Below are 22,641 nucleotides of genomic sequence, written 5' to 3' on the forward strand. Positions count from 1 at the left end.
TTCGGGCTGAGCCTGTCGAAGCCCTGCCGATGCCCCGCCCTTCGACAGGCTCAGGGCGAACGGTATCGAGTTGCCGCGGTAGTGGACGCTAGTACCGATGCAAGCAGTTTCGAACAGAATTGAAGTTGAAGGCCCGGTCGGCACAAGGTCGGGGACAGCAGAACAAGTCAAGGAGGTCATCAATGCAAGAGATCATTCGTCAGCTCGACGAAAAGCGCGCCAAGGCGCGCCTCGGCGGCGGGCAGAAGCGCATCGACGCGCAGCATTCCAAGGGCAAGCTCACCGCGCGCGAGCGCATCGAGCTGCTGCTCGACGAAGGCAGCTTCGAAGAATGGGACATGTTCAAGGAGCACCGCTGCACCGAGTTCGGCATGGAAGCGGACCACACTCCGGGTGACGGCGTGGTGATCGGCTACGGCACCGTCAACGGTCGCCTGGTGTTCGTGTTCTCGCAGGACTTCACGGTGTTCGGCGGCTCGCTGTCCGAGACCCACGCGGAGAAGATCTGCAAGGTCATGGACCACGCGATGAAGGTCGGCGCGCCGGTGATCGGCCTCAACGACTCGGGCGGCGCGCGTATCCAGGAAGGCGTGGATTCGCTCGGCGGCTACGCCGACGTGTTCCAGCGCAACGTGATGGCCTCGGGCGTCGTGCCGCAGATCTCGCTGATCATGGGCCCCTGCGCCGGCGGCGCGGTGTATAGCCCGGCGATGACCGACTTCATCTTCATGGTGAAGGATTCCTCGTACATGTTCGTGACCGGTCCGGAAGTCGTGAAGACCGTGACCCACGAGGAAGTGACCGCCGAGGAACTGGGCGGTGCGGTGACCCACAACACCAAGTCGGGTGTCGCCGACCTCGCGTTCGAGAACGACGTCGAGGCGCTGATGATGACCCGCCGCCTGATCGGCTTCATCCCGTCGAGCAACCGCGAGAAGGCCCCGACGGTGCCGGCGATCGACCCGGCCGAGCGCCTCGACTTCTCGCTCGACACGCTGGTGCCGACCAACCCGAACCAGCCCTATGACATGAAGGAAGTCATCATCAAGATGGTCGATGACGGCGACTTCTTCGAGCTGCAGCCCGACTACGCCAAGAACATCATCATCGGCTTCGCGCGCATGGAAGGCGCTCCGGTCGGCATCGTGGCGAACCAGCCGCTGGTGCTCGCAGGCTGCCTCGACATCAAGAGCTCGATCAAGGCGGCGCGCTTCGTGCGCTTCTGCGACGCGTTCAACATCCCGGTCGTGACCCTGGTCGACGTCCCGGGCTTCATGCCGGGCACGACGCAGGAATACGGCGGCATCATCAAGCACGGCGCCAAGCTGCTCTACGCCTACGCCGAATGCACGGTGCCGAAGGTCACGCTCATCACCCGCAAGGCCTACGGCGGCGCCTACGACGTTATGTCGTCCAAGCACCTGCGCGGCGACGTGAACTTCGCGTGGCCGTCGGCCGAAATCGCGGTGATGGGCCCGAAGGGCGCGGTGGAGATCATCTTCCGCGGCGAGAAGGACGATCCCGCCAAGCTCGCGCAGCGCGAAGCCGAGTACAAGGCGCGCTTCGCCAACCCGTTCGTGGCCGGCGCGCGCGGCTTCATCGACGACGTGATCATGCCGCACGAGACGCGCAAGCGCGTGTGCCGCTCGCTGTCGATGCTGAAGAACAAGGAACTCGAAAACCCGTGGCGCAAGCACGGCAACATCCCGCTCTGATTGCCCAGGGAGACTGAGGAATATGTTTAAGAAAATCCTGATCGCAAACCGCGGCGAGATCGCCTGCCGCGTCATCAAGACCGCCCGCAAGATGGGCATCGCCACCGTCGCCGTCCATTCCGAGGCCGACAAGGATGCGCTGTTCGTGGAGATGGCCGACGAGGCCGTGTGCATCGGACCGGCTGCGTCGAAAGAGTCCTATCTGCGCATGGACAAGATCATCGACGCCTGCAAGCAGACCGGCGCCGAAGCGGTCCATCCGGGCTACGGCTTCCTGTCCGAGAACGCCGAGTTCTCGCGCCGCCTGGAAGAGGAAGGCATCAAGTTCATCGGGCCGAAGCACTACTCGGTCGCCAAGATGGGCGACAAGATCGAGTCGAAGAAGCTCGCGATCGAAGCCGGCGTGAATACGATCCCCGGCTACAACGACGCGATCGCCGGCCCCGCGGAAGCGGTCGAGATCGCCAAGAAGATCGGCTATCCGGTGATGATCAAGGCGTCCGCCGGCGGCGGCGGCAAGGGCCTGCGCGTTGCGTACAACGACCAGGAAGCCTTCGAGGGTTTCTCGTCGTGCGTGAATGAGGCGAAGGCGTCGTTCGGCGACGACCGCGTGTTCATCGAGAAGTACGTGCTCGAGCCGCGCCACATCGAGATCCAGGTGCTCGGCGACTCGCATGGCAACTACGTGTACCTGAACGAGCGCGATTGCTCGATCCAGCGCCGTCACCAGAAGGTCATCGAGGAGGCGCCGAGCCCCTTCGTCGACCCCGACATGCGCAAGGCGATGGGCGAGCAGGCGGTGGCGCTGGCACGTGCGGTGAACTACGAATCGGCCGGCACGGTCGAGTTCGTGGTCAGCGGCGCGACCAAGGAGTTCTACTTCCTCGAGATGAACACCCGCCTGCAGGTGGAGCATCCGGTCACCGAACTCATCACCGGCCTCGATCTGGTCGAGCAGATGATCCGCGTCGCCTATGGCGAGAAGCTCCCCATCGCCCAGGCCGACGTGAAGATCAATGGCTGGTCGATGGAGTGCCGCATCAACGCCGAAGACCCGTTCCGCGGCTTCCTGCCCTCGACCGGCCGCCTGGTGAAGTTCCAGGCGCCGACCGAGATTCCGGGCAAGGTGCGCGTCGATACCGGCGTGTATGAAGGCGGCGAGATCTCGATGTTCTACGACTCGATGATCGCGAAGCTGATCGTGCACGGCGCGAACCGCGAGCAGGCGATCGAGCGCATGCGCGACGCGCTCAACGCCTTCGTGATCCGCGGCATCAGCTCGAACATCCCCTTCCAGGCCGCGCTGCTGCAGCACCCGCGCTTCTGCTCGGGCAACTTCAACACCGGCTTCATCGCCGAGGAGTACCCGCAGGGCTTCGACGCGTCGATGGTGCCGCACGACGATCCCGCGCTGCTCGCGGCGGTCGCGACCTTCGCGCGCCTGCGCTACATCGACCGCGCCGTGCAGATCGACGGCCAGCTCGCCGGCCACGGCCGCAAGGTGGGCAGCGAGTGGGTGGTCGTGATGGGCGGCAAGCAGTACCCGATGTCCGTGCTGCATACGGCCAACGGGCTCGACATCACGCACGCCGACAAGACCTACAGCATCGTCTCCGACTGGAAGTTCGGCGACCTGCTGTTCCAGGGCACCGTGAACGGCGCGCCGATCTGCCTGCAGATCGAGCGCCGCGGCCTGCGCTACCGCATCTCGCACTTCGGCCTGCAGGTCGAGCCGATCGTGATGACCGAGCGCGCCGCCGAGCTGCTGGCGATGATGCCGGAGAAGCTGCCGCCGGACATGTCGAAGTTCCTGCTGTCGCCGATGCCGGGCCTGCTGCGCGACATCTGCGTCGCCGAAGGCCAGGAAGTGAAGGCGGGCGAGAAGCTCGCGATCATCGAGGCGATGAAGATGGAGAACGTGCTCAAGGCCGAGCAGGACGGCAAGGTCAGCAAGGTCGTCGCGAAGCCGGGCGCGAGTCTCTCGGTGGACGAAGTCATCATCGAGTTCGAGTGATCGGGACGGCCGCCGCCGCATCTGCGGCGGCGCCTGTCTGAACGCCGAAAGGGCCTGCGCGAGCAGGCCCTTTCTTTATCGGGGCAGCGTCGCGGCTTTCGGCACAAGCGCAGGCGCGCGGGAACTGCAGCCGAACGCGCCGTGGGGCCTGCTTTCGCCCCGCACCGGCTCGATCCTTTCTTTGTATTTCTGCATTGACAGAAATAACAGAAGGTTTAGAGTTGCCCCCATGGAACTCAAACCGATCGCCGAACGCTTTGTCCTCCACTGGGGGGAGATGGGATCCCGCTGGGGGGTCAATCGCACCGTCGCGCAGATCCACGCGCTGCTCTACCTCGCCGGGCGACCGCTCGACGCCGAGGAGATCACCGAGACGCTGGGGGTCGCACGCTCGAACGTGAGTACCAGCCTCAAGGAGCTGCAGGCGTGGAACCTCGCGCGGGTCGTGCATCTGAGGGGGGACCGCCGCGACCATTTCGAGACCTCGACCGACATCTGGGAACTCTTCAAGCTGATCGTCGCCGGGCGCCGTCAGCGCGAGATCGATCCGACGGCGGTCGCGCTGCGCGAATGTCTGGAGAATCCGGCAATCGATGACGAGGACGACGGGACGCGGCAGCGTATCGAGGAGACGCTGAAGTTCATCGAGATCATGTGCACGCTGTCGGACGAGATGTTGCGGATCAGGCCGGAAACCTTGATGAAGACGCTGGGTGTCAGCGCGAAGATCAGCAAGACGTTCAGGAAGAAGGGCTGAGCAGGCTGGCGGGACCACGGGCTTGACCGCCCGTTTTTTTGCGGCGTGAATTTCTGTTTTTACTGAAACAACTGTCTGAAAAGGAGAGTAGCCATGGGTATCGTGAATTTCCTCGTCGAAGTCTCCATTCCGGTCGTCATCGGGTTCGCCGTCAGCCGCTACCTGCAGGAAGTCACGACACGGCTGCTGTGCGACCTGTGCGGTACGTACGACCGGTCCGAGTTCTGGGTGCGCGTCAATGCGATCATGATCACGGGCATCCCGCTGATCCTCGCGCTCGCCTTCGGGCGCAGCAGCAATCCGGGCGCGGCGATCGACGTGGTTGCGCGTCATGCGCTGATGATGACGGCGCTCGGAATCGTCGTGTCCGTCGCCGTCGTCGCGCGGATGATCATGCGCAACCTCCCCGACCCCGCAACACGCAGGGAACTGCTGGAGATCGCGCAATGAAGATCCTCGTGTGCGGTGCCGCCGGCTTCATGGGGATGGCGATCTGCGCACGCCTCGCGGCGGCCGGCCACGAGGTCGTCCGCGGCGTGAGGAAGCCCGTCCGGGCGGGTGACATCGCGATCGACTTCGCAGCGGATACGGCGGTGGAGCGGTGGTGCGGGCGGCTGGCCGGTGTCGAGGTCGTCGTCAATGCGGTGGGCATCATCAGGGAAAGCGCGGACGCGCGTTTCGACGACGTGCACCAGCGTGCACCGGCGGCGCTGTTTGCGGCCTGCGCGAAGGCCGGGGTGCGACGGGTGGTGCAGATCTCGGCGCTCGGCGCCGAGTCCTGTGCAACACCTTACTTCGCGAGCAAGTACGCGGCCGACCGTTGCCTGACGAGCCTGCCCGTGGAATGGCTGATCCTGCGGCCGTCGCTCGTGTATGGGCCGGACGGCATTTCCGCGTCGATGTTCCGCATGTTCGCGAGCCTGCCGGTGGTGCCGTTGCCGGCGCTGGGCGCGGCTACGTTCCAGCCGATCCATATCGACGACCTCGCCGCGGCGGTCGAGCGGGCGGTGGCCTCCGACACGCCAAGCGGGCAGCAGATCGACCTGGCCGGCGGCACGCGCGTGTCCTATCGCGAGATGCTGGAGTGCTTGCGGCGGGGGATGGGTTTCCCGCGGCCGTTGTACCTGCGCATCCCCGCCCCGCTCATGGCGCTTGTCGCGCGTGTTGCCGGCTGGATTCCGCGGGTGCCGCTGACGCCGGACAGCTGGCGCATGCTCCGCGCCGGCAGCGCCGCCGATGCGGCCGCCACCGCGACGCTGCTGGGGCATACGCCGAAGGGCATCGAGGACTTCATTCCGCCCGCGGAATCGGAGCTGTTGCGCCAGCGCGCGCTCGCCGCCTGGCGCGGGCCGCTGCTCCGACTCGCCCTCGCGTTCGTCTGGATCGCGACCGCGTTCGTGAGTGTCTTCGTCCATCCGGTCGAGCACAGCCTCGAGCTGCTGGCACGCGTCGGGCTGGACGGATGGCCGGCGACGCTTGCGCTTTATGGGGCCGCGGCACTGGATCTCGCGCTGGGCATCGCCTGCCTCGCCTATCCGCGCCGGGCGCTGTGGGCCGCGCAGGCGGCGCTGGTGGTCGGCTACACGGCGATCATCGCCGTCGCGCTGCCGGACTTCCTCGCCCATCCCTTCGGGCCTGTGCTCAAGAACGTGCCCATCCTCGCCATCCTGTTCATCCTTGCCGCAGAGGAGCCGTCATGGACTACCTGACCGTGAAGACGATCCACATCCTTTCGTCCGTGCTGATGGTCGGCACCGGCTTCGGCACGGCCTTCTATCTCTTCTTCGCCAACCGCTCGGGATCGGTCGAGGCGATCGCCGTGGTGTCGCGCCTCGTCGTGCGCGCGGACTGGTGGTTCACGACGCCCGCGGTGATCGTCCAGCCGCTGTCCGGCGCCTACATGATCCACCTCGCCGGCTATCCGCTGGACGCGCCGTGGCTCGTCGCCTCGCTGGCGCTGTATGTGCTCGCGGGGATCTGCTGGCTGCCGGTCGTGTGGTACCAGATCGCGATGGGGCGGATGGCGATCGCCGCCCACGAGCACGGGGATGTGCTGCCGCAGCGCTACTGGGCCTATGCGAAACGCTGGGAGCTGCTCGGCTACCCGGCGTTCACGGCGATGGTGGCGGTGTATTTCCTGATGGTCGTGAAGCCGGCCTGAGGCGGTTCGCGTGGGCGGATATCCGCATCTCGCGCGGCGCCCGCGGGCGATGTTCTTTGTGTATGCTGCAGGAATGTATTCGCGCATCGATTGCCCGTCCCCATGATGAACGTCGCTGCCGATGGTCGGACGTATGCGCTGGCGTTGCTGCTGGCATTGGCCGGCGGCTGCGCGATGCAGCCGCCGGCCGGGCATCCGCCTGCCGAGAGCCCGCCGCAGCGGAGCAAGGTGCCGCGCCACAACGGCCACGCGACGGCGTGGCCGCTTGCCGAGCTCGGTGCCGCTGAAGGGCGGCGGGTCGGCGTGCAGGTGCAGGGCGCCGTGCGCTGGTTCGATGCGGATGCCCTGCGCGCCGCCTGGGCCGCGGCCCGGCGCGTGGGGGCGGCGACGCCGGGCGCTCGTCCGCAGTACCTGCTGGTCGACAACCCCGGTGCCAACGCCTTCGCGATACGCTCCGGCCAGGACGGCGTGATCGGCATCCACGTCGGGATGGTCGAACTGCTCGGCGCGGACGAAGCGGCGTGGGCGGCGCTGATCGGGCACGAGCTGGCGCACCTGAACCTGCGTCACACGGAACAGCGCCTGTCGCGCCGCAACGAGACCGGCGGCATGGTGGCCATCGCGAGCGTGCTCCTGACCGCGGTGGGCTTCCCCTTGACGCCGCTCTTCGCCGAATTCGCGACCAACATGGCCGAGAATGGGTACAGCCGCGACGACGAGCGCGCCGCCGACGAGGCCGGCATCGCCTACATGCGCCGCGCAGGCTACGATCCGGAGGGGGCGGTGCGCTTCTTCGAGAAGCTCTCGACCAGCGGACAGCCGGAGCGCTTCGCCTTTCTCGGCACCCATCCGGACGGTGCCGAACGCATCGCGGCGGCACGCGCCCTGGCGGAGCGCGAGCCCGACTGAAATCCTCCGCAACGCGTCCGTCCCAAGGCCCGGCCGAGGCTGCGCTATGATTGCGCCGCATTCCTGAATTTGCGGAGGTTACATGAAGCGCTTCTTTGCCCTGATCGCGCTCGCGTCGCTCGTCGGCGCATGCGCTGTGTATACGCCGGCCGGTTCGGTCGTGGTCGATCCGGGCGGCCATGGAGGCTCGGGTGGCGGATTCTGTCCGCCGGGACAGGCGAAGAAGGGGAACTGCTAGCCGGGAAGGCTCAGCGATAGATGCGAACGACACCGGCTCCGTGCCGGTGTTTTTATTCAGGGGTAGCGGTCCGGATCGCGGCGAATGTTCCCGTTCGCGGCTGCATCCCCTGGCGCATCGGTATCGGTAAATGGCATAGGCATGCAAAAATGCTATAGTAATAGCTTTGATTGCCGCTTCCGCCATGACGACATCCTCACGGGTGAGCCACGCTGCGCCCGCCTTTTCACTCACTCCGCCTGAGGTGCCGCCGGCCGTCAGCGATGAGCAGGCGACCGACGCGATTCCGCTGAGCGCCGAGCGTGTCGCCGAAATCGATGCGCAGGTCGAGCGCTTCGTGAATGCCTTGCTGACGGAGGACGTGCGGGGCGACGTCTTCAAGTCCAGGCTGGACTCCGCATTCCGACTGGGGCGCGAAGAGATTTCCATGGCGTCGGGTCTCATGACCGGCCGCTTCATGGAGCGCAACATGATCGGCATGGAGGACTCGCCCGCATTCCGGGCAATCGAGGACTTGCGCAGACAGCTCGATGAACTCGACCCCGGCAAGGAAGGGGACCTGCTGTCGCGCAACAAGCTGCTCGGCATCCTGCCGTTCGGCGACAAGCTGAAGACATACTTCCGCCGCTTCCAGAGCGCCGCAACCCAGATCCAGGCAACGCTGCAGCGCATCTATGCGGCGCGTGACGACATGGAGCGCGATGCGCTGGAAATCGAGGCGACGCGCGCACGGTTATGGGAAGCGCTGCAGAAGCTCAAATCCGCCGCGCATTTCGCCGAGCGTCTCGACGAGCACCTCGCACAGAAGGCGGCCGCGCTCAGGTCCGTGGATATCGAACGGGCGACGGCCCTCGAACAGGAAGTGCTGTATTACGCCCGGCAGAACCTGCAGGACATCCTTACCCAGCAGGCGGTGTGCGTGAACGGCTACCTGTCGCTCGACGTGCTCAAGAAGACCTGCCGCGAGATGGTGATCGGTTGCGACCGGGTGGCGACAACCGGCATGTCGGCGCTCGCCGTGGCGCAGACGGTCGCGCGCGCGACGGGCAATCAGGTCAAGGTGATGAACATGCTCGCCGGCGTCAATGGCACGATCGAAAACCTGATAGCGGAGTCGGGCAAGCTACTGAACAACCACGCCGAACGCTGCGTTCAATTCGGCAGCAATCCGCTCCTGGGCGTCGACAAGATGAAGGAAATGTTCGATCTCACCTTCTCCGCCATGGACACGATGGACACCTTCCGCAGCAAGGCGCTCGAGGTCATGGGGCAGCACAACGCGGTGATGCGCGAGCAGCTCAGGCGATCCGAGGCCTATATGGATACTGCCCGCCAGGCGCGGATCGCCAGGGGTACGCCGGCGCAGATCGACGGCCCGGTCCGTCTCTAGTACATCGTTTTCACTAAAGGAGAAGCAAGCAATGTCCCAGAAATATCTCATTCGTCGCGACACCCCAAGCTGGATCTTTCAGGTGTGGCTGACATTCGGTCTCGCAGTCATCGGGTGCGCGGTCGGCATCTGGAACATGCCGAGCGAGGATCTCGATCGGGCGTTCGTCGCCATCGGCTATTTCTTCTGCCTTTTCGCCGCATTCACGCTCGCGAAGATGACCCGTGACAACCGCGACGAACGTATCGATACCAACGGCTGGGTGATGACGGTGTGGGTCGGCTTCGGTGTCGCGATCGCGCTGACGGCCTGGGGGCTGATTCGCATGAAGATCGGGGGCTGGGAAAAGGGCTACATGGTCGTGGCCTGGATGTTCCTCGTGAGTTCCGTGTTCACCCTGGCCAAGACCGTCCGTGACAAGCAGGAGGCCGACCTGATGGACGGAGCGATCGACATCCAGGGCAGTCCGGAGGCCGCTGCCAGCCTGCAGTCCTGAGCAGGAGCGCGCTGTCGGGAAGGAGTGCGGTTGCCCGCGCTCCTTTAATTCTTCGTATTGAGGAAGGCTTCGTGGTTGGCCAGCTGCTCGGCCTTGCTGGCGGCGAGGTTTGCCTGGATGCGCTCCAGTCTCGACTGGAGCGCATCCAGCTGGCGGCAAAGGGACTCTTCCAGCGTGCGACCGTCCCGAAGCCGGCCGGTGCGGCCGGCGGCGGTGGCCGCGTCCATGTAGTGGCGGCAGGCATCGGGCAGGTAGCGCGAAACCATCGCGTGCGCGAAGAAGCGTTCCTCGCTCGACACGTCGAGCGCCGGATTCCCGCCTTCCGCCAGCGTGGCGAGAACCTGTGCGAGCGTCGCCTTGATCCGCGCCAGTGTGGCCAGGGCGGCCTCGGGAAGATGCGGCGAAACGTCCGCGAGGAAGGCGTCCAGGCTTTCGGCCGCGCGTCCGAGGTCCAGTCCGAGCATGTTCGGCGGCGCGGCGGAGCTTGCGCGGTGTCGCGATGCGAGTGCGACGCCCGCGCCCAACGTGACCGCTCCCGCTCCCGCCAGCCACGTCGAATGTCCTGCCCCGAATGTTGCGGCGATCAGGCCGCAGCCGAGGACGGCCAATGCGATCGCGCAAAGGCGATAGGGCAGCCTCTCCCGTGTGACGGCCGTCCGGTGCAGACTCGACGTCAGCGGGCGGCCGACAAGTCCCTTCCGGTTTGCGCGAACGAGTCGCTGGATTCGCTCCGTGCTGGGTGGCCGCTCTGGGGGGCGTTTTGGCGATCCGCCCGCGGGCAGCGTGCCCGCGACCCATCTTGCGCGTCGACGCATATCGTTACCGGAATCAAATCGAGCACATTAGCATAATCCGGGCGGGCTGCTGAGTCCGCCGGCCGGCAACGGCCGATGGCGGGTGATCGCCGCGGACGTCTTGCCCATGCAATTGGGACATCGCTCGTTTTTCTTTGGGTACGTCCCAGGCGCTCCCACTTGGCGCAGTTCGATACGAGCGGGCGACGTGGGGGACTCCGTCCCCTGCTCGATGAGCACTGCACTGCACTAAAAGCGACAAACGCGACAAACCCCGGTCTGCGGCTGCGACATGGTCATTTTTGAAAAACGTGTAAAAACAATGCGGTAGTCGTAATTCTCGATCTGGTACGGACCTTGCGAAAAGTGGTCACGGACTGAACTGCACACAGTCCCGAACGTGCCGGAGCCGAGGATGAGCAAACAGCCGATCTATCTGGATTACTCCGCCACCACGCCGGTCGATCCCCGCGTGGCCGAACGGATGATCCCCTACCTGACCGAGTTATTCGGCAACCCCGCGAGCCGCTCGCATGCCTTCGGCTGGGCGGCCGAGGAGGCCGTGGAGAACGCGCGCGAAAACGTCGCCGCGCTGGTCGGCGCCGATCCGCGCGAGATCGTGTGGACCTCGGGCGCGACCGAATCGAACAACCTCGCGATCAAGGGCGTGGCGCGCTTCCACTCGGGCAGGGGCAGGCACCTGATCACCGTGAAGACCGAGCACAAGGCGGTGCTCGACACGATGCGCGAGCTGGAGCGCCAGGGCTACTCGGTTACCTATCTCGACGTGCTGCCGAACGGCCTGCTCGACCTCGACGCCTTCCGCGCGGCGCTGCGCCCGGACACGATCCTGGCGTCGGTGATGTTCGTGAACAACGAGATCGGCGTGATCCAGCCGATCGCGGAGCTGGGCGAGATCTGCCGCGAACGCGGCGTGCTGCTGCACGTCGATGCGGCGCAGGCGACCGGCAAGGTCGACATCGATCTCGCACGGCTGAAGGTCGACCTGATGAGCTTTTCGGCGCACAAGACCTACGGCCCGAAAGGGATCGGCGCGCTCTACGTGCGCCGCAAGCCGCGCGTGCGGCTGGAGGCCGAGATGCACGGCGGCGGGCACGAGCGCGGTTTCCGTTCCGGCACGCTGGCGACGCACCAGATCGTCGGTATGGGCGAGGCCTTCCGTATCGCGCGCGAGACGATGGGCGCCGAGAACGAGCGCATCCGCATGCTGCGCGACCGGCTGCTGGCGGGCTTCGCGGACATGGAGGCGGTGTCGGTCAATGGCGACCTCGAACGGCGCGTCGCGCACAACCTGAACATCAGCTTCAACTACGTCGAAGGCGAATCGCTGCTGATGGCGATCAAGGAGATCGCGGTCTCGAGCGGCTCGGCCTGTACCTCGGCGAGCCTCGAACCCTCGTACGTACTGCGCGCGCTGGGGCTCTCCGACGAGCTCGCGCACAGCTCGATCCGCTTCAGCATCGGGCGCTTCACGAGCGTCGCGGACGTCGATTTCGCGATCCGGCTGATCCGCGACAAGGTCGGCAAGCTGCGCGAGCTGTCGCCGCTGTGGGACATGTACAAGGCCGGCATCGACCTCGATTCCGTGCAATGGGCGGCGCATTGATCCTTAAGGCGCCGATCGAACACCTCCGTTCGCCCTGAGCTTGTCGAAGGGCAATCGCAGGGCTTCGACAGGCTCAGCCCGAACGGTATTTCATCGCCCGGTTAATTGGAGATTGGAAATGGCATACAGCGAAAAGGTCCTGGACCACTACGAGAACCCGCGCAACGTCGGCTCCCTGGATGCGGGCGACGCCGGTGTCGGCACCGGCATGGTCGGCGCGCCGGCCTGCGGCGACGTGATGAAGCTGCAGATCATGGTCGGCAAGGACGGCGTGATCGAGGACGCGAAGTTCAAGACCTACGGCTGCGGCTCGGCGATCGCGTCGAGCTCGCTGGTGACCGAATGGGTCAAGGGCAAGACGCTCGACGAGGCGCTGGCGATCAAGAACACCGCGATCGCCGAGGAGCTCGCGCTGCCGCCGGTGAAGATCCACTGCTCGATCCTCGCCGAGGACGCGATCAAGGCGGCGGTGGCCGACTACCGCTCGAAGCGGTCGGCCGGCGACCTGCCGTCCGCGTCCGAGTACGCCGCCTGCGAGCCCGAGGCCGCCTGAGCCTCACCCACCCCGACCGTCCCGCCCGACCCCTCTTCAAGGAGCCTCCCATGTCCGCCTGTGCCACCTCTCCGGCTGCCACCTCTCCGGCTGCCGCCCCGTCGGCCTGCAAGCCGTCTTCCCTCGCCACCTGCCAGACCGCGGCCGCACCTGCCGCAGCCGACGGCGCGCCCTTCCTGTTCACCGATGCCGCCGCCGACAAGGTGCGCGAGCTGATCGAGGAGGAGGGAAACGCGAGCCTCAAGCTGCGCATCTTCGTGTCCGGCGGCGGCTGTTCCGGCTTCCAGTACGGCTTCGCCTTCGATGAGGCTCTGGCCGAGGACGACGTCGCGGTCGAGCGGCGCGGCGTGCAGGTCGTCGTCGATGCGATGAGCTACCAGTACCTCGCCGGCGCCGAGATCGACTTCGAGGAGGGGCTCGAGGGCTCCCGCTTCGTGATCAAGAACCCCAACGCCACCTCGACCTGTGGCTGCGGCAGTTCCTTCTCGGTGTGAGGGGCGCGCCATGTCCGTCACTCTCAGCGAATCCGCCGCGCGCCGCGTCAATGCCTTCCTTGCGCAGCGCGGCAAGGGCATCGGCCTGCGGCTCGCGGTGAAGACCAGCGGTTGTTCCGGGATGGCGTACGCGCTCGAATTCGTCGACCGGCAGGAAGCGGACGACCTGACGTTCGAGAGCCACGGCGTCACCGTGCTGGTGGACCCCAAGAGCCATGTGTACCTCGACGGCACCGAACTCGACTTCGTGCGCGAGGGGCTCAACGAAGGCTTCAAGTTCCATAACCCCAACGTCAAGGACCAGTGCGGCTGCGGCGAGAGTTTCAACGTCTGAGCGACGTTGGCGCGCAGCCCTTTCACGCACACGAGGAAACAGGATCATGGCCCTTCTGCAGATCAGCGAACCCGGCCGCTCGGCCGCCCCGCACCAGCACCGGCTGGCCGTCGGCATCGATCTCGGTACGACCAATTCGCTCGTCGCCAGCGTGATCAGCGGCAGCGCCGCGGTGATTCCCGATGCCGACGGGCGCATGCTGCTGCCTTCGGTCGTGCGTTTCCGCGCGAACGGCGAGGTGACGACGGGCCACGCGGCGCTTGCGCACCAGAGCGAGGATCCGCTCAACACCGTCTCGTCGGCGAAGCGCCTGATGGGGCGCGGTCTCGCGGACGTCGAGCGCGACGGGCATGTGGTGCCCTATCGTCTGCTCGATGCGCCGGGCATGGTGCGCGTCGACACGGTTGCCGGCGCGCGGAGCCCGGTCGAGATCGGCGCGGAAGTCCTGCGCACGCTGCGCGAGCGCGCGGAGGCGAGCCTGGGCGGGGCGCTGGTCGGTGCGGTGATCACGGTGCCGGCCTACTTCGACGATGCCCAGCGTCAGGCGACCAAGGACGCCGCGCGCCTCGCCGGCCTGGACGTGCTGCGCCTGCTGAACGAGCCGACCGCCGCGGCGATCGCCTACGGCCTGGATAACGCGGCGGAGGGCGTGTATGCGGTGTATGACCTCGGCGGCGGCACCTTCGACATCTCGATCCTGAAACTCGCGCGCGGCGTCTTCGAGGTCCTCGCGACCGGCGGCGACGCGGCGCTCGGCGGCGACGACTTCGATCGGCGCGTCGTCGCGTGGGCGCGTACCGAGGTCGGCCTCGGCCAGCCTTCCACGCAGGACCTGCAGACGCTGTACGCGCGCTGCCGCGCGGCGAAGGAGGCGTTGTCGGGCACCGATCGGGCGGTGATCCGCGTGCCGATGGGCGCCGACGATCCGGTCGACCTGATCCTGTCGCGCGAGACCTTCGTCACGCTCACGCAGGACCTCGTCGAGCGCACCCTCAAGCCCGCGCGCCGGGCCTTGCGCGATGCCGGGCTGGCCGCGGAGGACATCCGCGGCGTCGTGCTGGTCGGCGGCGCGACGCGCATGCCGCACGTGCGCGCGGCCGTCGCGAAGTGCTTCGGCCGCGAGCCGCTGACGAACCTCGACCCCGACCAGATCGTCGCGCTCGGTGCCGCAATGCAGGCCAACGTGCTCGCCGGCAACCGCGGCGAGGACGACTGGCTGCTGCTCGACGTGATCCCGCTGTCGCTGGGCCTCGAGACGATGGGCGGCTTGATGGAGAAGATCATCCCGCGCAACTCCACGCTCCCGGTCGCCCGCGCGCAGGAGTTCACGACCTTCAAGGACGGGCAGACGGCGATGGCGATCCATGTGCTGCAGGGCGAGCGCGAGCTGGTCGCGGACTGTCGTTCGCTCGCGCAGATCGAGCTGCACGGCATTCCGCCGATGGTCGCCGGGGCTGCGCGCATCCGCGTGACCTTCCAGGTCGACGCCGACGGCCTGTTGTCGGTGTCGGCGCGCGAACAGAGCAGCGGCGTCGAGGCCGCGGTCGTCGTGAAGCCGTCCTACGGCCTGACCGACGCACAGATTGCCAGCATGCTGGAGGATTCGCACGCGCGTGCCGAGGAGGACCTGCAGTTGCGCATGGTGCGCGAGGCGCAGGTCGACGCGCGCCGGCTGCTGGATGCGACCGAGGCGGCGCTCGCCGAGGACGGGCAGGCGCTGCTGTCGCCGCCCGAGCGTGCCGCGATCGCGCGTGCGATGTACGCGCTCGGCGAACTGCTGGAGGTGCATAGCCCCGAGAGTCTCGCCGCGCTGCGCCAGGCGACCGACGGACTGAACCGCGCGACCACCGAATTTGCCGCCCGCCGCATGAACGCCGGTGTGCAGCGCGCTTTCTCCGGTCAGCGGCTGGATCAGCTCGAACAACTCGTCTGAGCCCCCCGAGGATAGCCACAAGGACTTCGCCATGCCGCGCATCACGCTGCTCCCCCACGCGACGCTGAGCCCCGAAGGCGCGGTGTTCGAGGCGCGTTCCGGCGCCTTCCTGTGCGACGCGCTGCTCCGGCAGGGGGTCGCGCTGGAGCATGCGTGCGAGAAGTCCTGTGCGTGCGCGACCTGCCATGTCGTCATCCGCGAGGGCTTCGCATCGCTCGCGCCCGCCTCGCCCGACGAGGAGGACCAGCTCGACCGCGCCTGGGGGCTGGAGGCGCAGTCGCGTCTCGCCTGCCAGGTGGTGATCCGCTCGGACGATCTGGTCGTCGAGCTGCCGCGCTACAGCCGCAACCTCGCGCGCGAGGCGCATGACGGAGGGTCCGTGCGATGAACGCCGCCGATTGCCCGGATCTCGTCTCTGCGCCGGTGGCCGCGCCGGGCCTGTTCGCCCTGATGCGCGAGGACGTCGCCTGCGTGTTCGCGCGCGATCCGGCGGCGCGCAGCCGCCTCGAGGTGCTGACGATCTACCCCGGCATCCACGCGATCGCGGCGCACCGCGTCGCCCATGCGCTGTGGCGGCGCGGCCTGCGCTACCCCGCCCGGTTGCTGAGCCACGTCGCGCGCATGGTCACGCACATCGACATCCACCCGGGAGCGCGCATCGGGCGGCGCTTCTTCATCGACCACGGCTGCGGCGTGGTGATCGGTGAAACCGCGGAGATCGGCGACGACGTCACGCTGTACCACGGCGTCACGCTCGGCGGCACGACCTGGAACCCCGGCAAGCGTCACCCGACGCTGGGCAGCGGGGTCGTCGTCGGCGCCGGCGCGAAGATCCTCGGGCCGATCACGATCGGCGACAACGCGCGCGTCGCGGCCAACTCGGTGGTCATCGAGGATGTCAGCGCGGGCATGACCGTCGTCGGCATCCCCGGGCGCACGGTGCTGCCGCGCAGTCGGCGGCGCATCCTCGCGCAGGGCATAGACCTCGACCATCACCAGATGCCGGACCCGGTCGGCAAGGCCATCGCGTGCCTGCTCGACCGCATCGGCGACCTCGAGCGCAGGCTCGCGACGGTTGCGCCCGCGGATGCGCAGGCGGACGCCTGTCATGCCTGCGCGCCCGAGGATTACTGCGTCCAACCCGTGTTCGCGCCGGCGGGCACGCCCATTACCCTTGCGCCGGGCTCTACGCGCGGCGTCGTCACTGGAGGAGCCCCCCCATGAGCACCCTGATCGAAAGCCTGGCCAAGCTTTCGGACGCCGAGGAATTTCTCGACTTCTTCGCCGTGCCCTACCAGCAGGCCATCGTGAACGTGAACCGCCTGCACATCCTGAAGCGCTTCTACCAGTACCTGCGGCAGGACAAGGGGCTCGGGGCGTCGTCCGACGAAACCGAGCTGTACAAGCGCTACCAGGGGCTTCTGGCGCGTGCCTACGACGATTTCGTGCGTTCGACGCCGGCCGACGAGAAGGTCTTCAAGGTCTTCCAGGAGGCCGGCGGCGCGCGTGGCGTGAGCCTCGACTCGCTGCGCACCTCGCTGCCCTCGCAGCGCTGAGAACCCGGCCCCGGCGTCGCGGTGCCGATCGTGCCGCGAGCCGGGATGCCGGTCCGGATTCCAAACGACAAGCGGAGAACCGCCATGCCCCGACCCCAACGCCACGTTTTCGTCTGCTCCCAGAACCGCCCCGCGGGACATCCGCGCGGCGCCTGCGCGCACAAGGGCGCGTCCGATGTGCTGCAGACCTTCTGGCAGGAGTTGCAGAACCGCAACCTGTACGCCGAGATCGCCGTTACCTACAGCGGTTGCATCGGACCCTGCGATCAGGGCGCGAACGTGCTCGTGTATCCGGAAGGGGTGCTGTACCGCGGCGTGCAGAAGGAGGATGTCGCGGAGATCTTCAACGAACACCTGATCGAGGGGCGGCCCGTCGAGCGCCTGCTCGCGCCCGCCGAGGTGTGGTGAGCGCCCCGTTGGGGGCGCGCGGCTAGGGCGCCGGATCGGTCTCCGGGCCGAAGCAGGCGTCGTAGTCGGAGCAGGCCGCGCAGCTCGGCGATTTGCACACGAAAATATCCGCACGTTCGCACAGCTGCTTGTAGAGGAACTTCTTCCACTTCATGTCGCCGCTATTGCGCCGGGCCAGCGTCCTGAAGCGCGTGTCCATGAGTTCGGACAGCGCGCGGCGGTGCGGCAGCCCGAGGTCCTGCCACAGGTGATCGGCGCCCATGCTCGCGGTGGCGACGGCGTGCGCGAGGGCGTGGGAGCTCGCGTCGGCGTCGTTGCGGTGTTCGAGCAGCAGCGTGACGAGATCGTGGAATTCGTCGATCGGGTCGCCGGCGGCCTCGGCGGCTTGCGCGGCTTCTGCGGGCGCGAGCAGGGCGGCGTGGTGGGCGTGGGTGAGGCGGGGGAAGCGGTCGGCGAGGACGGCCGCGAGGATTGGCGGGGCGAGGCCGGCGATGGGGACGTCGTAGGGGGCGGGGCGCAGGGGCGCGTTCGTGATGACGCCGGCGAGGGCGAGGGTGACGACGTCGTCCGGCGTGCGCGCGGCGGCGAGGAGCTCGGGGTAGGTCGGGGCGGAGCCCGCCGTGGCCCGACGCAGCCGCGCGATCGCCGCCAGGGCACCGTCGGGGAGCGGAGTGCAGGCGGCGGTCGGCATGATTCCGTCCTCGCCTACACGAAACTCAGCAGCTCGACCGCGATGTCGGCTTCGCCGATCACGGCCTGACAGGCGAGCCGCGATTTCGAGCCGACGCCGACGATGCTGTCGAGCTTTTCGTTTTCGTCGCGCTGGATCTTCGACAGGGTCTTGCGGCCGTCCTGCACGAAGAGGTGACAGGATCCGCACTGGGCCTTGCCGTCGCACTTGTGGCCGACGTTCTCTCCGGCGGCGAGCAGGGCCTGCAGCAGGGTGGTGCCGGCGGCGACGGCTACGGTCTTGCCGGCGGGCTGGATGGTCAGGGTGGGCATCGGTGGCGTCCTCGTTCTCTCTCGGGGTTGGGGTTAAGGCGGTTCAGGCGGCGCTCGCGGCGCGGTGCGTGTAGCACTTCTTGGGGCAGATCTTCATGCACGCCTCGCAGCCGACGCAGTTCTCCGGGTGCGCGATCGTCATGACCTTCTTCTCGTACTCGTCGTCGTCCCCGTCGTCGCCGACCGCGATGCGTTCGCCTTCGTCGTCGAGGCCGACGAGCTGCAGCACGTCGCGGCCGCAGACCTTGAAGCAGCGGCCGCAGCCGATGCACTTCTCTTCGTTGATGGATTCGGCAAAGCGGGGCGTCCAGGCGCGGCCGCTGGGCAGGGTGATGGTGAACTCGGCCATGAGCTCAGCCTCCGAGTTCGGCGATGCGCGCGCGCATGGCGGCGAGTTCGTCGAAGGCCTGGAAGGCCTTCGCGGCGATGTCGGGGATCTTCTCCCAGCCGATCGGCAGCTCCTCCGAGAGGTCGTGCAGCTCCATCTTCAGGTTCATCGCGCGGGCCGAGAGTTTCCTGACCTGGGCCTTCAGGTCGTCGAGCGTTTCCATGTCCTTCTCCTGGATCAGCCGTAGTTCGCGACGTCGGGGAATTTCGCGATCATGTCGACGCCGGCCTCGACCCACTTGGTGCCTTCGGCGGCGAGCTTTTCCACCGACTCGAAGCCGAAGCGGTGGATGTCGCGCAGGTAGCGATTGACGACGATCAGCCTCCCGGCGGCGAGGTTGAGCTGGCCGAAGCCTTCGTGGCTCATCTTCATCATCGGCTTGACCATGATCCCGGTGCGCCGCTCGATGGCGAGGCCGACCGCGTTGTAGAAGAGCTCCAGCCGCCACAGCGTCTCCGGGTCGGGGTCGCCGATGATGGGGATCTCGCGGCGCTGTTCCCGGGTGATGATGTAGGGCGCGAGCAGCGTCTCGTTGCTCTTGCCGTCCCAGGTGCCGTGGGTGTCCTGCGCGCGCCATTGTTTGACGAGCTCGACGATGAACTCGCTCGTCATCGGGTCGGCGGCGAGCGCCGTTGCTTCTGCTGCTTCAGCCATGTTCCACCTCGTCTTCGAAATCGAATTCGCGTTCCTGTCCCTTCAGCAGCGCCTTGCGCAGCCACGGCGGCGGCGTGCCGGCGAGCGTGGCCTGCAGCTTGTCGAGGATGTCGAGGATGGGCTCGGGCTGCGGCACCTTGACGGGATGGATCTTGTTGGCGACGACGCGCGCGGCGCCCGAGCCGCCGATCGCGGCGACGTAGAGGATCGCGCAGTCGCGGATCGCGTCGAGCTTGGGCGCGAGCTTGTCTTCGTTGCCGTCTTCCTGCAGGTCGCCGTCGAAGACGAAGGTCGTGACGAAGTCGTAGCCGTCGGGGCGGACGTCATACACGGCGATGTTCTTGGCCCAGCCGAAGTGGGCGTCGACCCTTTGCAGGTCCTGGGTGGTGAAGGCGACTTTCATGGTCAGCTCCTTTGCGGTGGGTTTCAGGCGGCGAGACTCGCGCGTGCGACGGCCTGCAGCGTGGCGGCAGGCAGGGCCCAGCGGGTCGGCCCGACCTCGTGGTGTTCGGCGAGGAACATGTTGCCGAGCGTGAAGATCAGCGCCTTGGTGCCGCGGTAGCCGACGGACAGCTGGTCGCCGGCGCCGAGACGGTCGAAGAGCGGCAGGCCGGCGCGGTGGAAGGGGATGTGCAGCCGTTCGGCGGCTTGGCGGCCGTGCGAGTGGGTGATCATCAGGTCGCAGTCGCGGGCGCCGATCTCCAGGTCTTCGAGGTCGCCGATCAGGACTTCGTCGGTCGGCAGACGCTCGAGGAGCGGCGAGGCGGTGGTCGTGACCGCGGTGTGCAGTGTCGCGCCCATCTCGGTGACGAGGCTGCCGAGCGCCCACAGCAGGTCGGGTTCGGCGCCGATCGCGATTCTTTTGCCGCCGATGAAGAAGTGGCCGTCGAGCATCGCGTCCTGCAGCTGGCTGCGCTGGCGGCGCCATTTCTCGGGCACCGGCGTGCCGGAGATGTCAGCGAGATGGGCGATGAACTGGTCCATCGCGTCGAGGCCGGTGAGCCGGTCGAAGACGCGGTAGGGGACGCCGGCGCGGGCGTGCAGAGCTTCGGCGGCGGGGCGCATCTGCTCGCCGATCGCGAGTGCGGCGATCGAAGCGCCGAGGCGGCGGGTGTCGGCGAGCGTCGTGCCGCCGATCGTCGTCGGGCTGAAGTCGTCGTTGATATGGCCGTCGAGCGAGCCGGAGACGTCGGGCAGGAAGATCGGCGCGAGGCCGAAGGATTCGACGATCTCGCGCACTTCCTCGATGTCGCGCGGCGTGAGGTGGCAGCCGGGGAGGACTGCGACCTGGCGCGAGCGCTGCGGACGCAGGGGGTGGACGTTGGGGATCGGATCGACGAGCGTGTCGATGATCGCGGTCGTGGCCTTCGCCCAGCCGTCCTGGAAGGCGCCGAGGTAGTCCGGCGTCGAGACGTAGACGATCGCGGTGTCGGCGATCTCGGGGTGGCGCTGGCGGATCAGCTTGAGGAAGCCCTCGACGTCGTCGCCCTTGGTCTCCGTGAGGCCGGTCGAGCAGATCGCGATCAGGTCGGGCTTGGCGCGCGTGCGGATGTTGAGGATCGCCTTCTCGATGTTCTCCATGCCGCCCATGATCGTGGTGGCCTCGTTCATCGCGGTCGTCTGCAGCGGGATCGCCTCGCGGAAATGGCGCACCAGCACGACGAGGCCAAAGGAGGTACAGCCCTGCGAGCCGTGCATGACCGGCATGCAGCGGTTCATGCCGAGGAAGGCGTAGCTCGCGCCCAGCGGCTGGCTCATCTTGAGCGGATTGACCGCACAGGCCTTCTTGGGGATCGTCACCTTAGCCATGGGCCACCTCCACAGCGGGGGCGTCCCAGGGGGCAACTTTGCGCACCTGCTTCCACACCGGGTTGTGGAGCGTTTTGTCGATCTCCGCGACGAGGCTCACCATGCCTTCGTAGCCGGCGTAGGCGTAGTGGCGTTCCTGGTTGATGTCGAGCCACGGCATCTTGGCCTTCAGCGCGACGAACTGCGAGCGCCCGCCGGAGAGCATGATGTCGGCGCGCGCTTCCTTGAGCATCGCGTACATCTCGCGCGGGCTCATGTCGTCGATCATGTGCGCCTCGTCGCCCATGATCTCCTTGATCTTTTCCTTGTCTTCCTTGGTCGATTTCTTGACGCTGGTGCCGACGATCTCGATGCCGACTTCCTGCAGCGCGGCGACCACCGACCAGGACTTCACGCCGCCGGTGATCAGCAGCACGCGCTTGCCCGCGAGGCGGGCCTTGTAGGGTTCGAGCCGCGCCCAGGCGCGCGCTTCTTCGGCGGCGATCAGCGCTTCGGTGCGCGCCATCAGTTCTTCCGGCGCGCCGCGCTGGATCAGCAGGCGCGCGATCTCGCGCAGCGAGTCCGACACGTCGCCGATGCCGTAGAAGGAGCCCTCGAAGAAGGGGATGTCGTAGCGCTCCTCCATCTTGCGCGCGACGTTGATCATCGCCTTCGAGCACACCATCATCGCCGCCTTCGCGCGATGCGCGTAAGCGACCTCCTTATAGCGCGCGTCGCCGCTGATGCAGGACAGCACGCGGATCCCGAGCGCGTCGAGCAGCGGCGTGATCTGCCACAGCTCGCCGGAGAGGTTGTACTCGCCGATGATGTTGATGTCGTAGGGCGTGGTGAATTCCGGTTCCTCGGTGCCGATCACGTAGTCGAGCAGCGCCTCGGCGCCGAGCTTGTTGCCGAGGTTCTTCACGCCGGCGAAGCCGGGCGAATTGACCGGGATCACCGGCTTGCCGAACTTCGCGCTGGCGGCCTTGCACACGGCCTCGACGTCGTCGCCGATCAGCGCGGTGACGCAGGTCTGGTACACGAACACCGCGGGCGGGTCCTGCTTGTCGATGATTTCCTTGATCGCCCTGAAGAGCCGCTTCTCGCCGCCGTAGATGACGTCCATCTCGTTGATGTCGGTCGTGAAGCCGGTGCGGTAGGTCGTCGGGCCCGAGGACAGCGCGTGGCGGTTGTCCCAGGAGTTGCCCTCGCACGCGATCGGGCCGTGCACGAGGTGGGCGACATCGACGATCGGCTGCAGCGCGATCTTCGCGCCGTCGAAGGCACAGCCGCCGGCCGCCGCGCCGGGCGCGAGCTGCTTGGTGCAGCCCTTCTTGCGTTCCTTCTCCGACTTGCCCTGGTTCTTGTCGCAACCGGGTTCGTCGAAAACGGCCTGGATCTTCTGGTTGAGCAGGGCGCTCATCTCTTGC

The 22,641-nt window shown here is 67.0% G+C and carries 28 protein-coding genes; 19 read left to right on the forward strand and 9 right to left on the reverse strand.

The window, feature by feature from the left end; translation table 11 throughout:
• Positions 1–182: 182 nt before the first annotated feature.
• The 10 genes from BW991_RS19600 to BW991_RS19640 all read left to right on the forward strand — a co-directional run bounded on the left by BW991_RS19600 (position 183) and on the right by BW991_RS19640 (position 9,680).
• Complete coding sequence (locus BW991_RS19600; protein ID WP_076603806.1) at positions 183–1,715, forward strand: acyl-CoA carboxylase subunit beta; 1,533 nt, start codon at positions 183–185, stop codon at positions 1,713–1,715.
• Positions 1,716–1,737: 22 nt separating this feature from the next.
• Positions 1,738–3,729: an acetyl-CoA carboxylase biotin carboxylase subunit gene (gene accC, locus BW991_RS19605; protein WP_076603807.1), complete on the forward strand. Its 1,992-nt coding sequence runs from the start codon at positions 1,738–1,740 to the stop codon at positions 3,727–3,729.
• Positions 3,730–3,958: 229 nt separating this feature from the next.
• Positions 3,959–4,486: a GbsR/MarR family transcriptional regulator gene (locus tag BW991_RS19610; protein WP_076603808.1), complete on the forward strand. Its 528-nt coding sequence runs from the start codon at positions 3,959–3,961 to the stop codon at positions 4,484–4,486.
• Between the two features lie 93 nt (positions 4,487–4,579).
• Complete coding sequence (locus BW991_RS19615) at positions 4,580–4,936, forward strand: hypothetical protein (RefSeq protein ID WP_076603809.1); 357 nt, start codon at positions 4,580–4,582, stop codon at positions 4,934–4,936.
• Positions 4,933–6,195: an SDR family oxidoreductase gene (locus BW991_RS19620; protein ID WP_076603810.1), complete on the forward strand. Its 1,263-nt coding sequence runs from the start codon at positions 4,933–4,935 to the stop codon at positions 6,193–6,195. Before BW991_RS19615 ends, BW991_RS19620 begins: the two co-directional genes overlap by 4 nt.
• A complete protein-coding gene (locus tag BW991_RS19625) occupies positions 6,183–6,647 on the forward strand; it encodes a DUF2269 family protein (RefSeq protein ID WP_076603811.1) in 465 nt (154 codons plus the stop codon). The genes BW991_RS19620 and BW991_RS19625 overlap by 13 nt, the downstream gene beginning before the upstream one ends.
• Positions 6,648–6,749: 102 nt before the next feature.
• On the forward strand, positions 6,750–7,556 hold the full coding sequence (locus BW991_RS19630) for a M48 family metallopeptidase (RefSeq protein WP_076603812.1): 807 nt from the start codon (positions 6,750–6,752) through the stop codon (positions 7,554–7,556).
• A gap of 82 nt (positions 7,557–7,638) precedes the next feature.
• Entirely contained in the window at positions 7,639–7,794 is a 156-nt protein-coding gene (locus BW991_RS23940; protein WP_088179639.1) for a hypothetical protein, read from the forward strand.
• 184 nt (positions 7,795–7,978) lie between these two features.
• Complete coding sequence (locus BW991_RS19635) at positions 7,979–9,184, forward strand: toxic anion resistance protein (protein ID WP_076603813.1); 1,206 nt, start codon at positions 7,979–7,981, stop codon at positions 9,182–9,184.
• 31 nt (positions 9,185–9,215) lie between these two features.
• Positions 9,216–9,680: a YiaA/YiaB family inner membrane protein gene (locus BW991_RS19640; RefSeq protein ID WP_076603814.1), complete on the forward strand. Its 465-nt coding sequence runs from the start codon at positions 9,216–9,218 to the stop codon at positions 9,678–9,680.
• Positions 9,681–9,724: 44 nt separating this feature from the next.
• Here the strand turns inward: BW991_RS19640 and BW991_RS19645 are convergent, their stop codons facing one another.
• The gene (locus BW991_RS19645) at positions 9,725–10,144 is read right to left on the reverse strand and encodes a hypothetical protein (RefSeq protein ID WP_139335964.1); all 420 of its coding nucleotides are present in this window, start codon (positions 10,142–10,144) and stop codon (positions 9,725–9,727) included.
• 745 nt (positions 10,145–10,889) lie between these two features.
• Between BW991_RS19645 and BW991_RS19650 the strand changes: the two genes are divergently transcribed.
• The 9 genes from BW991_RS19650 (at position 10,890) to BW991_RS19690 (ending at position 17,379) form a co-directional block, all read left to right on the forward strand.
• On the forward strand, positions 10,890–12,101 hold the full coding sequence (locus tag BW991_RS19650; protein ID WP_076603816.1) for an IscS subfamily cysteine desulfurase: 1,212 nt from the start codon (positions 10,890–10,892) through the stop codon (positions 12,099–12,101).
• Between the two features lie 118 nt (positions 12,102–12,219).
• A complete protein-coding gene (gene iscU, locus BW991_RS19655) occupies positions 12,220–12,654 on the forward strand; it encodes a Fe-S cluster assembly scaffold IscU (RefSeq protein ID WP_076603817.1) in 435 nt (144 codons plus the stop codon).
• A gap of 176 nt (positions 12,655–12,830) precedes the next feature.
• Positions 12,831–13,148, forward strand: coding sequence for an iron-sulfur cluster insertion protein ErpA (gene erpA, locus BW991_RS19660; protein ID WP_076603884.1), 318 nt, complete (start codon positions 12,831–12,833; stop codon positions 13,146–13,148).
• Between the two features lie 10 nt (positions 13,149–13,158).
• Positions 13,159–13,482: an iron-sulfur cluster assembly protein IscA gene (iscA, locus tag BW991_RS19665; protein ID WP_076603818.1), complete on the forward strand. Its 324-nt coding sequence runs from the start codon at positions 13,159–13,161 to the stop codon at positions 13,480–13,482.
• A 46-nt stretch (positions 13,483–13,528) separates the two neighbouring features.
• Positions 13,529–15,415 (forward strand): Fe-S protein assembly chaperone HscA, encoded by a 1,887-nt coding sequence (gene hscA / locus BW991_RS19670; protein WP_076603819.1) that lies wholly within the window; start codon positions 13,529–13,531, stop codon positions 15,413–15,415.
• 31 nt (positions 15,416–15,446) lie between these two features.
• On the forward strand, positions 15,447–15,803 hold the full coding sequence (fdx, locus tag BW991_RS19675) for an ISC system 2Fe-2S type ferredoxin (RefSeq protein ID WP_076603820.1): 357 nt from the start codon (positions 15,447–15,449) through the stop codon (positions 15,801–15,803).
• On the forward strand, positions 15,800–16,639 hold the full coding sequence (gene cysE / locus BW991_RS19680; protein WP_076603821.1) for a serine O-acetyltransferase: 840 nt from the start codon (positions 15,800–15,802) through the stop codon (positions 16,637–16,639). Before fdx ends, cysE begins: the two co-directional genes overlap by 4 nt.
• Positions 16,636–16,971, forward strand: a complete 336-nt coding sequence (gene nifW, locus BW991_RS19685) for a nitrogenase-stabilizing/protective protein NifW (RefSeq protein ID WP_076603822.1) — start codon at positions 16,636–16,638, stop codon at positions 16,969–16,971. The genes cysE and nifW overlap by 4 nt, the downstream gene beginning before the upstream one ends.
• An 84-nt stretch (positions 16,972–17,055) precedes the next feature.
• Positions 17,056–17,379, forward strand: coding sequence for a (2Fe-2S) ferredoxin domain-containing protein (locus BW991_RS19690; protein WP_076603823.1), 324 nt, complete (start codon positions 17,056–17,058; stop codon positions 17,377–17,379).
• A gap of 22 nt (positions 17,380–17,401) precedes the next feature.
• On the opposite strand, the gene BW991_RS19695 is transcribed toward BW991_RS19690, so the two are convergent.
• Genes BW991_RS19695 through nifE form a run of 8 tightly spaced genes read right to left on the reverse strand, consistent with a single transcriptional unit; the run spans position 17,402 to position 22,634 of the window.
• Positions 17,402–18,070, reverse strand: a complete 669-nt coding sequence (locus BW991_RS19695) for a nitrogen fixation protein NifQ (protein ID WP_084205166.1) — start codon at positions 18,068–18,070, stop codon at positions 17,402–17,404.
• Positions 18,071–18,084: 14 nt separating this feature from the next.
• On the reverse strand, positions 18,085–18,381 hold the full coding sequence (locus BW991_RS19700) for a 2Fe-2S iron-sulfur cluster-binding protein (protein ID WP_076603824.1): 297 nt from the start codon (positions 18,379–18,381) through the stop codon (positions 18,085–18,087).
• Between the two features lie 43 nt (positions 18,382–18,424).
• Entirely contained in the window at positions 18,425–18,730 is a 306-nt protein-coding gene (gene fdxB, locus BW991_RS19705) for a ferredoxin III, nif-specific (RefSeq protein ID WP_076603825.1), read from the reverse strand.
• Positions 18,731–18,734: 4 nt separating this feature from the next.
• A complete protein-coding gene (locus BW991_RS19710; protein ID WP_076603826.1) occupies positions 18,735–18,932 on the reverse strand; it encodes a CCE_0567 family metalloprotein in 198 nt (65 codons plus the stop codon).
• Positions 18,933–18,946: 14 nt separating this feature from the next.
• Entirely contained in the window at positions 18,947–19,423 is a 477-nt protein-coding gene (locus tag BW991_RS19715) for a NifX-associated nitrogen fixation protein (RefSeq protein WP_076603827.1), read from the reverse strand.
• Positions 19,416–19,826: a nitrogen fixation protein NifX gene (gene nifX / locus BW991_RS19720; RefSeq protein WP_076603828.1), complete on the reverse strand. Its 411-nt coding sequence runs from the start codon at positions 19,824–19,826 to the stop codon at positions 19,416–19,418. Before nifX ends, BW991_RS19715 begins: the two co-directional genes overlap by 8 nt.
• A gap of 23 nt (positions 19,827–19,849) precedes the next feature.
• A complete protein-coding gene (gene nifN / locus BW991_RS19725; RefSeq protein ID WP_076603829.1) occupies positions 19,850–21,232 on the reverse strand; it encodes a nitrogenase iron-molybdenum cofactor biosynthesis protein NifN in 1,383 nt (460 codons plus the stop codon).
• Complete coding sequence (gene nifE, locus BW991_RS19730; protein WP_076603830.1) at positions 21,225–22,634, reverse strand: nitrogenase iron-molybdenum cofactor biosynthesis protein NifE; 1,410 nt, start codon at positions 22,632–22,634, stop codon at positions 21,225–21,227. The genes nifN and nifE overlap by 8 nt, the downstream gene beginning before the upstream one ends.
• Between the last annotated feature and the right edge of the window lie 7 nt (positions 22,635–22,641).

The organism is Aromatoleum tolulyticum (genome assembly GCF_900156155.1).
In the GTDB taxonomy this organism is placed as follows: Bacteria; Pseudomonadota; Gammaproteobacteria; order Burkholderiales; family Rhodocyclaceae; genus Aromatoleum; species Aromatoleum tolulyticum.